The sequence below is a fragment of the Bariatricus sp. SGI.161 genome, assembly GCF_050313695.1.
Classification (GTDB): Bacteria; Bacillota; Clostridia; order Lachnospirales; family Lachnospiraceae; genus JAFBIX01.
In genome coordinates this window covers 36302-51157 of the sequence record NZ_JBNPLX010000012.1, presented here as the reverse complement: position 1 = coordinate 51157, position 14856 = coordinate 36302, and the positions used below count along the sequence as shown (strand labels likewise).

Genomic DNA, 14856 nt, shown 5'->3' with positions numbered 1-14856 from the left:
TCATTTGATGGGATTTGCAATCGGTATGGGAGAGGAAAAACTTCAGGAGCAAGCAATTCGGGGAGTGCCACATAAGGTTGCGGCAGACTGCTGGTTTACCAGCACCGGTAAAATGATCCCCAGAATGATAAAATATGAGGATACTGAGGGAGCCAGGCATTTACTGAAAGATATTGAAGTGCTAAAATCTGATAAGAAGCATTATGCTGGTATTCTGATGTATCGATATGACTGCAGAGCAGTTGTGAATAACAGGATGCAGAACTTTATCCTGTGTTATCATCCAGACAATAATACGTGGGATATGATATTCCCGGAATAGAAAGAAGGTACAAAAGATGAATCCATTTTTAGATTGCCCTGTGTATGAAACAGAGCATTTTATTATAAGAAAACTGAAGCGAGAAGATGCAGAGGCGTTGTTTCCATGCTATTCGGATCCAGATGCGGCAAGATTTTTTAATGGAGATTGCTGTGGGGATGATTTTTATTATACAGATTTGGAAAAATTCAAAGAATGTGTAGAATTCTGGCTGGAGCGGTATGAAGTACAGGACTTTGTACGCTGGAGCATTTTTGAAAAGGCAACTGATTATTTGATTGGAACAATAGAAATCTGTCCTTCTTTAAAATATGCAGCAGATGGAAAACGTATGGGGATTTTGAGAATCGATTTAAAATCTGAGTACGAAAGACAGAAAGTGTTAAACGAACTTATGAGTATCCTAATTGAACATGCTTATGATGATTTTCAGGTTTCATCGTTGCTCATGAAAATTCAAAAGGATGCCGTAGAAAGGCAGAAGTTGATTAAAACATATCAGTTTGTTACAGCGAAAGATGAATGTAATATTTCTTTTGAGGATTACTATATCAGGTACAAATAAAAAGAGCCGTCCAGATGGGCGGCTCGGTGTCATTCTATAGTATTTTTTAACACCAGCTATTTCATTAGTCAATATTACCAGAATCACAGGCTGATAATAAAGCACGTGCATATTTTTTACCAGCCGAAATTACCAGAGATTTGGTTATAATAAATATCCAAAGAAATAAGAAAAGTAAATGAATTACCAATCCAGACAGTAATATTTTTAAGTCAACAAAAACAGAATGTGCGAAATACAAATACATTAATATGCTGTTAAAAATGACACCTATACAAGATATAGCTATTCCAAAAGGTTTCAATCCAAGTAAATTGTATGTGAAACCGAAATTTGCATTTTCTTCAGCTATCAAAGGAAATTTTGTAGAATCTCTTGTTTTTGATATTAACCAAGTTACGGCTGTTGAAACATAAGGGAGCATTTCTTTATCATCATTAGAAGTTTTAAAACCATCTATATGTTCAGAAAAAAATTTGTAATATCTTTCTTTAGTAACTATGTCAATCTGGCGGCTGGATGGGAGTAAAAATTCTTGCGCCGGTAGTAATTGGGGAAAACATCTTTTCATTGCTTTAACTCCTGGAATACGACAATAAACAATGATTAAATTGCATATACCATAAATGATGACAGCTACAATTATTGTTGATGATAGATCATGTATTTCAGGAACTATAAGATATAATTCAAGAAGCCAAGGAGCCAAAAAAATTATACCTACACTAATACGAGCTCTTAAATTGTATGAACCAAAGTTGGTAAACAGTTCTTTGATGTTAACACCTCCTATAATTTGAGAAAACTGGTTTCCAGGCGATGAGAAAGGTTATCCAATTTGTTTGTATTGTAAAGAAGAATCTCTGATTCGGTGAGGTCAAAATCAAATCCATAGAGATTTCCTTTGATTAAATCTGCATAGTTTTGTTCATTCTGGAAAGGAATATATAGTGTTTTTCCAGGGAGCTTAATAGAAGAGAAGTGAACCGTGCCATCACAGGTGATGGCAACGATCTTCTCTTCCTCTAATTTGTGATATTTTAAATATTTTTTTACAAACATATTATGACCTACGATAAATAGAATGTCTAAACAATTTGTTGGAATGCTCACTAATTGAATATAATCATCATTGTGAACGTTAGTTATAAGCCATAAATGGAATGTTGCATAAAAATATTTTTGTCGAGCGATTAACTCATTACTCAGGCAATTTTGTAACACAAGTCGCATAATTAAATACCCAAAACTCTTCCTGTTTTTACAGTAGAAGAGGAAAACGTTGAATTGTTAATGGTAATATTACCGAAAGTTTTAGTGTTGTAGACTCTGTGACCGGTTGTGATTAAGTTATCAGAGCCACCTTTTGTATTACCGGTGTTATCAGATACAATATAGACAGAAAATGTCTGATCTGATTTTTTCTCAAATATTTTTTCGGCTTGTTTGCTTTTGCCGTGATGTGGTAATTGCACAGCATCGTAGTTACGTACAATATCCTCTATTGCTGGAAATGAACAGTCACCACAGAGTAATAAGCTATGTACACCGATTTTAACTTTTGCTTGAATACTAGTTGCATTTACTGCAGTTTCACCATCTACTGTATCGCCTTCTCGTCCATCCAGGCGTTTGGCAACTGTTTCAATCATATAATCGAAATCGGGACCAACAATACTGACTTCACTGCATAAGTCTTCGGGATGCTCATAAATATCTTCTAAAGGTGCTCCAGAGAGTTGAGCAATATTGTCGTACAAATTCAAAATCTGTTCAGCAACAGAATCCCGACTCTTACGTCCATCGTCAATTTTTTTTAGAATCTTGTCTTTATATTTTAGTAGTAAAGTTGTACGAATGACAGAAATCTTGTCTTCTTCTAAAAGTTTTAAAATACCGTCAAAATGGTCTGAGTCATTATGAGACAAAATAAGTTTAGCTTTGTCGAAGCCGTTTTGAGACATATAATCAATGACTGCATCGGCATGTTTTTCATGACCACAATCATAAATGATAAGTTCACTGCCAGTATTGATTAGAATACAGTCTCCATAGTTGGTTGTTTCTGAGTTATCGTAATTTTTGGAACTTAGAATAAGAATTTCTTTCATGAAACTCCTCCTTTTTTTTGAAAGTGTGTTTATGAGTTACATCTATATAAACAACAATCAAAGAAAATCGAATGAACGTTCCCGTTGAATTTCGATAAATTCTATGCTATGGTATAGAAAAATATTGTATTTCATTATTTTTTTGTGGGACCAGTAGTTGCAGCTACTGGTTTCTTTGATTATTGGAGTTTTAGCAGTTCGATAATTCGAGTGCTAATTGTGATTCTATTATATCTTCGCTTCCAGATAATGTCAATGGAAAAAATGAAAAAATGTTACAAAACATTACAAAATACGAAAAAATATACCATAATATCTTGACTATTTTAGGAGAAAATGTTACATTGTATAATGTAGAAGGGAAAGAAGAGATATGTTTACTAACATTAAGTTAAAAAATTTTAAATCATTTAAAAATGTAGAGATTAATTTACAATCTAAGAAGGGTGAGTATAAGCCATTGGCAATAATTTATGGGGAAAATGGAAGTGGAAAGACGACTATTTCCCAAGCATTTTTGGCATTAGAACGTACTATGCAAACTATGCAGGTCAAAGGTATGCTTAAAGATTTGCTAGATGAAAAGTTTACGCCTCCTGAAGATTTCCCTTTAAAACCAGATGTAATGCTTAGAATATTAAAATCAAAATTATCCGTTAATGGAATTGAAAGTATTATTGATGAGTATAAGATGATTAACTCTGATGAAAACATGTCATTAGAGTATGAATTTAATATAGGTGGTGGGAGTGGTAGCTATTATGTTGAAATGGACTCTTTTAGCGTAGTGAAGGAGCGACTAGAATATAAATTGAATAAAAATAGAGGCTGTTATTTTAGTATAGAGGATGATGATATTTACATTAATGAAAAAATATTCGAATCTAAGGAATTTTATGAATTAATAAAAAGTCAGGTAGAGATGTATTGGGGAAAGCATACGTTATTATCTATTCTTTATTTTGAAATGGGGGATAAGTCTGATACATATATTAATTCAAATATTTCAATAAATTTAATGAATCTTATGACAGCGTTTGAAAAGATAAATTTTAGAATACCGAGAGCTTCTGATGGTCAAAGTTTGGCATTAGATGCAGAAAATGAAATATTAGGACACCTAGTGAGTGGGGTTATAGAAAAGAAAAATAAGGATAAATTGGACGAGGTAGAAAATCTTCTTAATCAATTCTTTAAATCAATGTTTAATGATGTAGTAAAGGCTTTTTATAAAAAATCTAGCAAAAAAAATGAAATCCGGTATGATTTGTTTTTAAGAAAGCGAATTGAAAATTATGAATATGATATTGATTTTCAACTTGAATCAAATGGTACACAGGAGATTATTGATTTATTACCATATTTAGTTTCAGCTGTTTCGGGTGGTTGTGTTATTATAGATGAATATGGAATTGGAGTCCATGATTTATTGGCGACGAAATTGTTGGCATCTATTGGACATCAAATAAAAGGTCAATTAATTCTTACAACTCACAATACTTTACTCATGGATTATGCGGAAGTAAATCCAGATGCATTATATTTTATTATGAATGATAAAACATTTAAGAAGTCTGTTAAGTGCGTCACAGAGATTGAAGAAAGATTACATCCAAATTATAATTATAGAAAGCGATATTTTACAAATGTTTTGTATGAAGATGCTTTGCCGGATTTGAAAAATAACAATATTAATTTAGAAGAATTTGCTCGCCTATATTAATTATTTTGAAATTATTGCCTTGAGTAATACATATGTACTTCATTTGGACTATGAAAAATATAGAATTGTAAAAAATGGGTATTATAAAATAATTTAACTTGCTGTAAAAATTATTGATATTTATAAAACGCAGAATGGTAAAACATATTACCTTCTGCGTTTGTTGTTGTAGGTTTAATGGGATGAAAAAAATATCATAGAATGATAAATATTAGAAATTATCTTTGGATTTTTTTTCTTCTGTTTTGGGGTAGACCAGGAGCTTACCTTTTAGGTCTAACTCCCGGTCTATCCAGTGGTCATTTTCATATACTTGTTTCGTGAGTGTATTGTAAATAATTGGTTCCTTTTCGATATTGTCAAGATCTGCCACCAGACAGTTTTTCCTGGCAATATAGGGATATAAGGCTGCCTCTACTTTTTCCCGCAGTCCTAAAGCCATCAGATGTATAAGAGTGACATCATAGGTCTGTGACATACAGTGGCTGATCTGCTTGATCATTCCTGAATCCTGAATTGTCTGGTTAACTACATCTGCCTGCTCGTCCATTGACACGTCAGGATTGATCAGTAACTGACCGGCTACAATTGATTTGACAAAGGCAGTGGCTGTCTGATTTACCTGTGCTATTAATTCCTCGTAAGGAACTTTATAATAGGTCTTCAGGATATCCAAAGGTACATTCTCACGGTTCTGCTTTAGTTTGGAAAGCAGCTTTTCCAGGCTGCTTCCCAGTTCATAAGTAGTCAAGCACACATCACCTCAGTTTCATTCGGTACGTTTTCATATTTCAGGTTATATCGGGTGTTACGGGTTTCGAAAACAATGCTGTTTCTGGAAACTTCCAGAATACGTTCCACAGCAGTCGTCATGAAAGTATGTGTCTGAGTAGAAATCCATGCACGTTCCCCGATTCGAAGCGGAAGGAATAAGGTTCCAGTCACGGTAATTGCCTTTTTATCGATGTTTCTTATCGGTCTGATATTTGTTTTCTTCATGGTCTTCACACTCCTTTTTAACAAAATTCTTTCTCTAATGTTTTTGCCACTAACCTTGCACATCCCATTTCCATCTCAGTAAGTGGAGTTTTGGATAAAACTGCCAGAGTAAGAGACAGTTCCTTGTCATTGCGGATTGGAAACAGTGCCGCTACGGGTTCCCTATGATGGGAAAGCATATAAAGAGGCTGACTGATATCCAAAACCGCCTCATTTCCGGCGGCGATATAAGGATCCAGTTTTTCCGGAAGGGAAGTGCCTTCTGGAAGATATATCCCTGTTGCTGCAATGACATACTGGTCTGTACAGATAAAGGCTCCGTGTTTGATTGAACTAGAAAGAATGGAAAGAATACTCTGGAGCTTTATGGTATCCTGATGAGGTTCCCTGCATTTTCGGATCCGGATTTCCTGATTGGATAATTCAACTTCCAGAGGATTCCCATTCTCTAATTTTAAAAGTCTGCGCAATTTCGCAGGAATAACGATACGTCCCTGCGAATCTATGGTGCAGATATCTGAGTATTTCATATGTTCACCTTTCTTTCTAAAAGAAAAGAAGCAGCAAATGCCACTTCCATTCCATAAACTTTATGCGGCATAAGGCGATGCCTGTGCCGGGCTTTGATATTGTCCGTTTTGTTGGATTCTTTGAGACTGTTGTTCTGCATAAGCACGCTTTCCATTTGAAATAAGGGAAGGTGCCATACAGGATTCCCAGTTGGTAATGTAAGAATCCGTGCGTTTTAGTAACGTATACAGGTCCATATCCGTTAGCTGGATAAAGGCGTTCTTTTCTAAAATAAAACTCCCGGATTTCATATAAGATCCGCCATTTTGATTTTTGACCTTGATGCCTTTGCCATTTACGATCTGAATCCGCCAGGGGATTTTCATTATCCGCCCGTTCTGGTCATTTACATGCCGGGAAATAGAAAATTGCTGTGCAATGGAGTAGCCTTGTGCATCAGGGTTTCCGTATATTTTGCTCAGCGACCATTCATATTCTTGAAAGCCTGCGGTGATCCTGGTTAAGAAAAACTGGATCTGTTCCGGTGCCAGATTGAATTGGACGATGATATTTTTGTTTCCCGTGCCATTAGAATAATCCTGGATAGTGATCCCAATCAGGGAGTTGACATTATGACCGTTTTCCTGATACTCGCCTTTGGCATGTATCTGAGCATAACTGGTCAGTGGTACATACCTAAGCCTGTCATAAACAGCAATGAGTTTTCGATCCGTTTGTAGTTTATAGATCTGCTCGGAGATCCGTGATGGTTGATTCTGATTCATAGCTTTTCCCTTCTTTCTACTTCAGGTATTGTTTCACTAACAGCGTCATGTTTTTTGGTAAGTCTTCCAGCTTTGTAATATCCAGAAAGCCATCCTGATAGATCCGCTTGATATTTTCCTTATCATCTCCGATCGCTGCAGCAAAGAGCTTGATCCCTTTTTTGGAATACTCCTTTTTAATGCCACGCAGGTCGGCTTCTGCTTCAGTGCCGTAATAGCCGGTATCTGCAGGCTGTCCGTCAGAAATGATGATCAGAAGTTTCTGCTTTTCCGGACGTTTTGCCAGATGCTCTGCCACAAAGCGGAGAGCAGCACCATCACGATTTCCGCCTCTTGCTGACATATCCATGAGCCGGTAGCGGTCTGATGTGTCGATCGAATCAAATTCTGCATAGGAATAAAGTTCTACGCCGCTGCCACCAGTTGAATGGCCATATATAGTAATGGGCACCTGAAGGCTCTGGCAGAAATCATAAAGTACAATGGCCGTCTTTTTCGCATGTGTTATCCGATCTCCCCAGCTCATTGATCCACTCTCGTCTACCAAAAGTCCTACTGCAAGTTTCTGCTCTTCAGAAGGAAGCCTGGTCCTGGTGAAAAAGGTTCCATCTTCGTGGTGCATTGCACGTGTATCCAGACGTTTTCCAAATTGCAGGTTCTTTAATTTACCGCCCTCACTTTCTTCTTTTAAAAGCGGTGCGATAGACTTCTGCAGGCGTTTGGATGCCCGGATAAGCATTGGTGCTACAGCCTGATATGACTGTTTTAAAGAATCCGGTACATATGTCATTCGGTTGATCGTAACATGAACTCCGGTATGAGCATTCCCATAATGGATATCGTTTGCTGCCTTCTGTAGTTCTTCGGTCATTTCCTGTTGATATTGTGTTTCTGCTTTCTCAGTAGCGATGCCACTCAGGATCCGGAACAGGTCGTTGGCAGACTTTTCATAACCGGTGCCAAGGTACTGGTGATTATAAGTAATTCCTGGATTATTTTGGTCAAGGATGGTATTCGTTTTCGCAAGTGCGATCCGGTTTCCTTCTTCGGCTACAACATCCTGGGCAGCCTGCGTACTTTCCTGACGCATGGCAGGAGGAGTACACGGTAAGGGATTTGCTTTCTGTTCTTTTTTCCCTTCTTCTGCCTGCTTTGGCATAGTACCGCCTTTGCCGGAAGGCAATGGGGTGGCACCATGGATCTGCTTACCCAGAAGTTCCTCTAGCATCTGGCTTGCATCCGATGCAGAATGCTGCTCCATTCTTTCTTTTGTCTCTTCAATCAGAGGCTTGATGTATTCCCATAGAATAGCCACAATATGATTAGAAGCGTGAAAACGGTCCTTTGCTTCATCTGAATAAATGGCATCATCTACATATGGCATGCAGTCTTCCAGATAATCCAGATAAGGACCTTTATAACCGGACAGGTTATTGATGGTTCCCGCCCTGCAGTATTGAAGCAGAAGATTTGCCATAATTGCAAAATCAGAATACTTCTTTTCAATCTGACTCTGGATTGAAGGCATCTGTTCACACATCCGCAGGTTATTCAGTTCAATGCCCCGGCGGAAAGTGCCCGGATGAGAAGTGCACATTCGTGCCTCTATATAGATGTCTTCCAGAATATTATTGATATGAGAGGCACAGGATGCCAGAGTCAGGCAGGTCGCCTTATCCTTGCTATCCATAGCCTCCAGTATTTCTTCACAATTTGTCTGATAGGATAATTCCGTAAAGGAAGGATTGGATGGGTAGAAAGCTCCTTTTTCCATGCTGCCAAGATATAGTCCCAAGGCTGTAAAATCTGAGAACAGCAGGTGGGCAGTCTCATGCCCATTGAATCCGACAAGGCTTTCGGAACGGAGATACCGGGAAGGAAAACTCTGGGTGATTTCATTGGCAGCATTGATATGGATTTTATAGTTATCCGTATGTGCAATGCCTGCATCTGCCTGGGCATCCCATTCCATCAGAGTCTGAAGCCCCTGACGATAGCGGCCGGTAGCCGCTTTCGCCATAGAGGTCAGGTATTTTTGGTAAGCAGATGAAGTGAACAGTTCCTCGTCACTAATTGTAAGTTCCTGATCACGTATCATCTGTTTTAATTTTTTCTGGTTGCTATTCAATTCTTATTCATCCTTTCTTTTTAAAATAATTTTTCAGTCAAAAGCTCTTCCATGGTGTATCCGAAATAGACTGCCAGATGGTAGACCACAAATACGGGTGGAAAGCCTCCTCCTAATTCATACTTACGGTAAGATTTTGTTGGAATATGCAGAATCCTTGCCAGGGTTTTCTGGGAAAGATTCCAGCGTGGTAGTTTCCGCAGATAATGGATATTTGCGGAGAAAATATCCAGCATATCTTCTTCTGTAATTTTTAAATTGTTATAAGGTTTTCTCTGTGTCAATGTACCAACCCTCCTATGCTGCAAGAATAGAATCCAGACAGCCGGTTTCCACTTCCGAACGGCTTTCTGCATCTGCAGATACCGAAGAGAGGATCGTGTAATGTGCCGCTTCCCGGACATCACCACAGACCATATAGGACTGCACCCAGGAAATCAGTTCACGTACACCGCAGCATCCGTCTGTGATTAGATTCTCACTGCAATATTCAGAAACTGCCTTGATAATCTGTGCCATAGTGCGAACCGTTTTTTTATCTGTGCATCCGGTAATCCCAAGAACACGCTGTACCAGTGTTTCTTCATCCGGCTCCTCAAGATCGATCACAAGATTCATTCTGGAAATGACAGACTGGTTCATCTGTTTACAGCCAGCATAATCATTGTTGGTTGTAACAACGATGGTCGTATCCGGATGACGTTTGATCACTTCCCCGTTTGGCAAAAAAACACTGTTGCACCTGTCAAGAAGGGAATTAAGTCCTACCAAAACACCGGGGTTTGCAATGACTGTCGGCTCCTGAATTTCGACCAAATAGCCGTGACGTATTGCTTCCACAAGAGGGGTGTCCACATATTTGAACTTCTGATGGGAAGATTGGTTCTTATAATTCTCATGCATCTCATCAATGATTGTGTCGATGAGCTGTTTGTATACCACATCCTCCGTCACCTCTTCATCATAAATGCCGGTCAGCTTCTGATAAGCGGTTGCCGGGTCTAGCATGATATCCTGGAAAGATGGATATTCATTCTGAAGACTGGATAATTTTCCATCCACATCCGGAAGGATCTGACCGAGCAGATCAAAGATCTCTGTATTGGCAGAGCAGGTAATGCACCGGTAGGGCAGATGTAAGCCAGCAGCAATCGCCTTGGCACCTTCTGTTTTTCCGGTTCCTGCAGGACCCCGCAGAAGAAAATTCCTCATAGGTGAAACAGTATTCGTTGTCAATTTTGCATGTTCACAGATCCGCTTGATCTCTGGCGGTATGATATACCATGGTTCCAGCGTTGGAACAGTAAGTTCTTCCTGGGGAGTGAGTATCCGTGATTCAGATAAGACGTATTTACTGATAAAGTCTTCTTTGGCAATGGATTCCGTGTTCCTTTTTGTGGTGGAACCGGGAATCAGCACTTGAAAAGTACCAAAGAGCGTATTTGTAGGAGCGTAAGTACCCTGCTGTACTGCGAATGGTTTTAGCTTTGGAATAGCACCATTGGCAGGAGTATCATTGGGAATCCCGCCGGTAGAAAGAGAAGTTCCGTATCGTAATCTGCGATAGATATTATCACAAAGGACGGCTGCAGTTTTCACGGCTTCTTCCATATCCGTATAACCATTGTCACGGTGCTTTTTCAACTCCTGGTAATATTCGTTAAACTCATCATCCTGCATAATGGTAGGGAGAAGTGCAAACAAAAGTGCAGCTCCGCTGTTCTTATCTTCCTTCAAAAGATATTGGTCGGCTGTTGTTTCGGAATCTATTGGTTTGGGATAAATACCTGCAATGAATTTTCCGTTTGTCCGATTATAGATCACTACATGCAGATCTCCGGTCTTGCTTGGATATTCTGCTATTGTATAATTATTTCCTTGGCTTCCAATTGCCCCAAGTTCTTCAGAAGCGGTTCCGCCGGGTGGAGTTTCCAGTTCCATGTATGCAAGAATAGCCCGGAGCGTGGACGCATGAAGTGTCGAACGTTTTTGAGGCTGTGTGCAGTATTTGGAATAGACATCCTTCCTGATGGGATCATCCGTATAATCTTCAAAAGGTTCTGGGAGTTTTCGCTTGAAAGACCAGTTACTGATCAGGTTTCCATTTGGCATAGTAGTTCTCCTCCTTTTTACATCCAGGATAATTCCAGGGTGCCTTCGTTTTCTTTTGCATTCAGCTCATCACGAATAAAAATATCTGTGAGAGCTGCCCAGTAGTTTTGGGGCGGAAAATGCTCGAAAGTACCTTTGATTTCCATGGAATCTCCATTTTTGATAAATATTTCTCCATTTTCGCTGATAAATAATTGTTGATGTCCTCTTGCCTGCAGATCGCCAATCAGATTGGAGAGTAATGGCTTGCCAATTAGGGTATACCAAGACTGGGGATCCACCTGACCGATGGAATCAGTGCCTGTTGGTTCTGCCTTTGGCTTTAATGATTCTATCGTCATCATAGAAAGTACCAGTTCTCCATACCGGTCCAGCCGGACTTCAGCAAAATTATATTCTTTCGTATGGAAGGTACGAATACGCAGGGCATTTCCATTCAGAAGACTGTCTACATTTGGTTCTTTAGTAAATTCCCATGTGGCATCCGGATAAGCGGACTTCAGTTTCCCTGTAATCTGGTAACTGATCTGTCTCCAGAGCAGAGTTTCCATATCGGTGATACTGTCTGGATTCCCAGAGGAATATGCTGACTTTCGTTTGAGTGCCGGAGATGGGATGCGGGGAAGATGCGGGACAATCAGGAAGAGGAGACTTCCTAAAATACCTGCAAGTGCAATGCCCGCAATCACTGAGCGGTTTATATTATCCGGTACAAACAGTAATGACAGAAACAAAACGAGAACAACAGATTTTAATATTTTTAAACTTTTACTTTTTTTCCTTCGTACTTTCATTGTATGATTCCTTTCCTGTAAACAAAAAAAGAGGAACCGCCATGCCCGATGGGTAAGCAATTCCTCAACCTGTTATTTCTTTTGAGTTATCCGTTAAACGGAAGCTGGTCAGCCATGCCTTCTGGGATTCCCTGAAAACCGTCTCCGGTAAATCCACCTTGCTGTCCATATGCCATGTTCTGTTGTGGATAATAGCTCTGCTGGTACATGTTGTTTCCAATCGGTCCAGAAGGTGGAACTGCATAAGAGTTGCCCTGTGTTCTGGCGCCTGCGGTGTTTGGTATACCTGCATTTTGATTTCCAGCACCATTCATGTAGCCGCCTCCCTGAGCAGCGCGATTTTGATAACTGCCACTTCCTGGGGTAGCCGCACCTCCGTTGTTGTTATTAGGCATGCTATTGCCATTTTGATGATTTCCAGAATTTCCGTTATTCTCATTTTCCGGTTTGTTGGAAAGACAAAACTGCCAGTCCTTGACATTAATTTTGGCTCCAACTCCTGGCTGCCCAGCCTTCTGTCCCTGCTGATAGAGAAATGGATGGATTTCCAGATCTCCATAGACATAGATACAGGTTCCGGATTTTACACCGGCTTTGATCAGACGCTCTGCCAGGAACTTGTTAAAATAGCATTGATAGAACATGGACTCGTATCCATTCTGACCATTTTGTGTGTTCTGGCTCCTCTGAGAGGAAGCAAGATCCAGACTGATATACTCAGATCCGTTGTTCTTTCCTTGCTGCATGGCGGGATCCTTTGTTACCCTTCCCATAACATGAATAATTGCTGACATAAAAATTCTCCTTTCTGCCTCTTTGGGCTTTAAAATAATAAAAATGAATAAAAGAATAGGAAACCTGTGTCTCAGATTTCCCATAAATAAAAAAAGAGCCATTAAGTGACCGCATAATACGGCTATCCTAATGACTCTAATTTCCAACATAAACTTACGTGTGCTCTGGAAGAATGGTCCAGACTCCCTGTGGAGGATAACACAAAAATTCAAGTACAGTATTATAGTAGCACTATATTTAGATAATGTCAATGTGAACAATGCTATATATAGATGAATTGCGAGAAGCAGATATAGAATATTGAACTATGAAAAAGTGAAAAAATATAGTAAAATAAAACATAAAGATTGGTTATAGAAGGAGAATTCTTTGATGGTTGATGTATTGGAATTCTTTGAATAATAAGCTGAGAAAAAGTATGTATAATTATATTGCATCTAAAGTGAAAAGGAATTTTGAATGCAAAAACATATTGTTTGAATTGCGATGAGCATGTGATATACTGTTCTTAACTTTTGGTTTTAATTTTAAGGAAAAGAGAAGTTGTAATAGAAATTATGATTAAGGAAGCTAAAAATTATGGCGAGTAACTGTCAAATTCCAACTCCACAGGTATATGTGCGACAAATGTTGGATTATATTGATTATTCCGAGGATCTTTATGGTAAAAGAGTTTTGGAGAATTCATGTGGAGAGGGGAATATTTTACTAGAAGTTGTAACTCGATACATTGAAAATGCCAAAAAAGAAAAGCGTTCTCTTGATGATATCAAATTAGGATTAAGCAGAGATATTGTTGCATATGAAATAGATAAAGATTGTATAACGAAATGTAAAAAGCGGTTGAACAAACTGGTTCATTCATATGGATTAAAAGGAATACGTTGGAATATTAAAAGTAAAGACTTTTTGCAGGAGTCCATTACGAATACATATGATTATGTAATTGGAAATCCTCCATATATTACATATCATGATATGGATGATGAACAAAGAGACTTGGTAAAGAAAAATTTTAAGACATGTAAGCATGGAAGAAGTGATTATTGCTACGCATTTATTGAGGCAAGTATAAAAGCATTGACTCCAAATGGGAAGATGGTTTACTTGGTTCCATATAGTATTATGACAAATAAGTTTGCTGGAGAATTAAGAAAATTTATACTGCCATATACAACAAAAATTTATGATTATAGGACAATTAAAATATTCCCAGAGGCTTTGACTTCATCAGTCATTATGGTATGTGAGAAGTCGAAAAGACAAGCTTGTTTTACATATTATTTAGTAGCCGAAAAACGTGTGTTAGAGATACCAAAGAATAGACTTGGTAATAAATGGATTATACTAGGAAATCAGAATATTAACGGAACAAAATTTGGTGAATATTTTGAGGTGAGAAATAGTGTGGCTACACTATTAAATGAAGCATTTGTATTGAAAGAGTATGAGTATAGGGATCATTATTATGTTGTAGGGAACCATAAAATTGAAGAAGTACTGGTGAAAGATGCAGCAAGTACAAAGAGTTTAAATAAAAAGAATAAGAAGGATAAAATTATTTTTCCTTATCGAATAGTTAATGGTAAAAGAAATGATTATACAATAGAAGAATTTAGAAAAAAGTTTCCAGGTGCAACTGCTTATTTACAACAATTTATAAAGAAGCTGAATGATAGAAAAGCTGATAAAAATGCACTTTGGTTCCAATATGGGCGAAGTCAGGCTATTACAAAGGTATGGGGAGAAAAATTGATTATCCCTATGGTAATTACTCGGAAAATTCATGTATATGAGGCAGGAGAATATGCAATTCCATATGCGGGATATTTTATAAAGTGTAAAGAAAACGGTGTACTAAAATTACAAGATGCAAAAAAAATTCTTGAAAGCCAGGCATTTTATGACTATGTAAAGATATGTGGGACGCCTACAACCCCAACCTCTTACAGAATTTCGGTAGATGATATCAAAGATTATATGATAGAGAGGGGATAATACAAGGAGGAGTA

General features: G+C 38.2%; 16 protein-coding genes. 4 read left to right on the top strand and 12 right to left on the bottom strand.

The genetic code is table 11. From position 1 onward, the window contains the following. The first annotated feature begins 7 nt into the window (after positions 1-7). Together ACQRBH_RS08880 and ACQRBH_RS08875 are read left to right on the top strand one after the other, a co-directional pair. A complete protein-coding gene (locus tag ACQRBH_RS08880; RefSeq protein WP_427761408.1) occupies positions 8-322 on the top strand; it encodes a hypothetical protein in 315 nt (104 codons plus the stop codon). 16 nt (positions 323-338) lie between these two features. Then, positions 339-887 (top strand): GNAT family N-acetyltransferase, encoded by a 549-nt coding sequence (locus tag ACQRBH_RS08875; RefSeq protein ID WP_427761407.1) that lies wholly within the window; start codon positions 339-341, stop codon positions 885-887. Positions 888-951: 64 nt separating this feature from the next. Here the strand turns inward: ACQRBH_RS08875 and ACQRBH_RS08870 are convergent, their stop codons facing one another. From ACQRBH_RS08870 to ACQRBH_RS08860, 3 genes are all read right to left on the bottom strand, one after another. Continuing rightward, positions 952-1458 carry a hypothetical protein gene (locus ACQRBH_RS08870; RefSeq protein WP_427761406.1) on the bottom strand — a complete coding sequence of 169 codons (507 nt, stop codon included), beginning with the start codon at positions 1456-1458 and terminating at the stop codon, positions 952-954. A 218-nt stretch (positions 1459-1676) separates the two neighbouring features. After that, positions 1677-2120, bottom strand: a complete 444-nt coding sequence (locus ACQRBH_RS08865; RefSeq protein ID WP_427761405.1) for a hypothetical protein — start codon at positions 2118-2120, stop codon at positions 1677-1679. 2 nt (positions 2121-2122) lie between these two features. Continuing rightward, entirely contained in the window at positions 2123-2998 is an 876-nt protein-coding gene (locus ACQRBH_RS08860) for an MBL fold metallo-hydrolase (RefSeq protein ID WP_288161772.1), read from the bottom strand. Positions 2999-3371: 373 nt separating this feature from the next. Between ACQRBH_RS08860 and ACQRBH_RS08855 the strand changes: the two genes are divergently transcribed. After that, a complete protein-coding gene (locus tag ACQRBH_RS08855; RefSeq protein ID WP_427761404.1) occupies positions 3372-4721 on the top strand; it encodes an AAA family ATPase in 1350 nt (449 codons plus the stop codon). A 211-nt stretch (positions 4722-4932) separates the two neighbouring features. On the opposite strand, the gene ACQRBH_RS08850 is transcribed toward ACQRBH_RS08855, so the two are convergent. From ACQRBH_RS08850 to ACQRBH_RS08810, 9 genes are all read right to left on the bottom strand, one after another. Next, entirely contained in the window at positions 4933-5478 is a 546-nt protein-coding gene (locus ACQRBH_RS08850) for a hypothetical protein (protein ID WP_427761403.1), read from the bottom strand. Continuing rightward, positions 5469-5720: a hypothetical protein gene (locus ACQRBH_RS08845; protein ID WP_427761402.1), complete on the bottom strand. Its 252-nt coding sequence runs from the start codon at positions 5718-5720 to the stop codon at positions 5469-5471. Before ACQRBH_RS08845 ends, ACQRBH_RS08850 begins: the two co-directional genes overlap by 10 nt. Positions 5721-5737: 17 nt before the next feature. Continuing rightward, the gene (locus ACQRBH_RS08840) at positions 5738-6250 is read right to left on the bottom strand and encodes an AbrB/MazE/SpoVT family DNA-binding domain-containing protein (protein ID WP_427761401.1); all 513 of its coding nucleotides are present in this window, start codon (positions 6248-6250) and stop codon (positions 5738-5740) included. A gap of 60 nt (positions 6251-6310) precedes the next feature. Then, positions 6311-7015 carry a hypothetical protein gene (locus tag ACQRBH_RS08835; protein ID WP_427761400.1) on the bottom strand — a complete coding sequence of 235 codons (705 nt, stop codon included), beginning with the start codon at positions 7013-7015 and terminating at the stop codon, positions 6311-6313. Positions 7016-7031: 16 nt separating this feature from the next. Beyond that, positions 7032-9143, bottom strand: coding sequence for a vWA domain-containing protein (locus tag ACQRBH_RS08830; RefSeq protein WP_427761399.1), 2112 nt, complete (start codon positions 9141-9143; stop codon positions 7032-7034). A gap of 20 nt (positions 9144-9163) precedes the next feature. After that, on the bottom strand, positions 9164-9427 hold the full coding sequence (locus ACQRBH_RS08825; RefSeq protein WP_235251101.1) for a helix-turn-helix domain-containing protein: 264 nt from the start codon (positions 9425-9427) through the stop codon (positions 9164-9166). Positions 9428-9440: 13 nt separating this feature from the next. Continuing rightward, positions 9441-11255, bottom strand: a complete 1815-nt coding sequence (locus tag ACQRBH_RS08820; protein ID WP_427761398.1) for an AAA family ATPase — start codon at positions 11253-11255, stop codon at positions 9441-9443. A gap of 17 nt (positions 11256-11272) precedes the next feature. Beyond that, positions 11273-12049 (bottom strand): hypothetical protein, encoded by a 777-nt coding sequence (locus tag ACQRBH_RS08815; protein ID WP_427761397.1) that lies wholly within the window; start codon positions 12047-12049, stop codon positions 11273-11275. A gap of 86 nt (positions 12050-12135) precedes the next feature. After that, positions 12136-12843, bottom strand: coding sequence for a single-stranded DNA-binding protein (locus ACQRBH_RS08810; RefSeq protein ID WP_235251153.1), 708 nt, complete (start codon positions 12841-12843; stop codon positions 12136-12138). A 580-nt stretch (positions 12844-13423) separates the two neighbouring features. On the opposite strand from ACQRBH_RS08810, the gene ACQRBH_RS08805 reads away from it, so the two are divergent. After that, positions 13424-14842 carry an Eco57I restriction-modification methylase domain-containing protein gene (locus ACQRBH_RS08805; RefSeq protein ID WP_427761396.1) on the top strand — a complete coding sequence of 473 codons (1419 nt, stop codon included), beginning with the start codon at positions 13424-13426 and terminating at the stop codon, positions 14840-14842. The last annotated feature ends 14 nt before the right edge of the window (positions 14843-14856 follow it).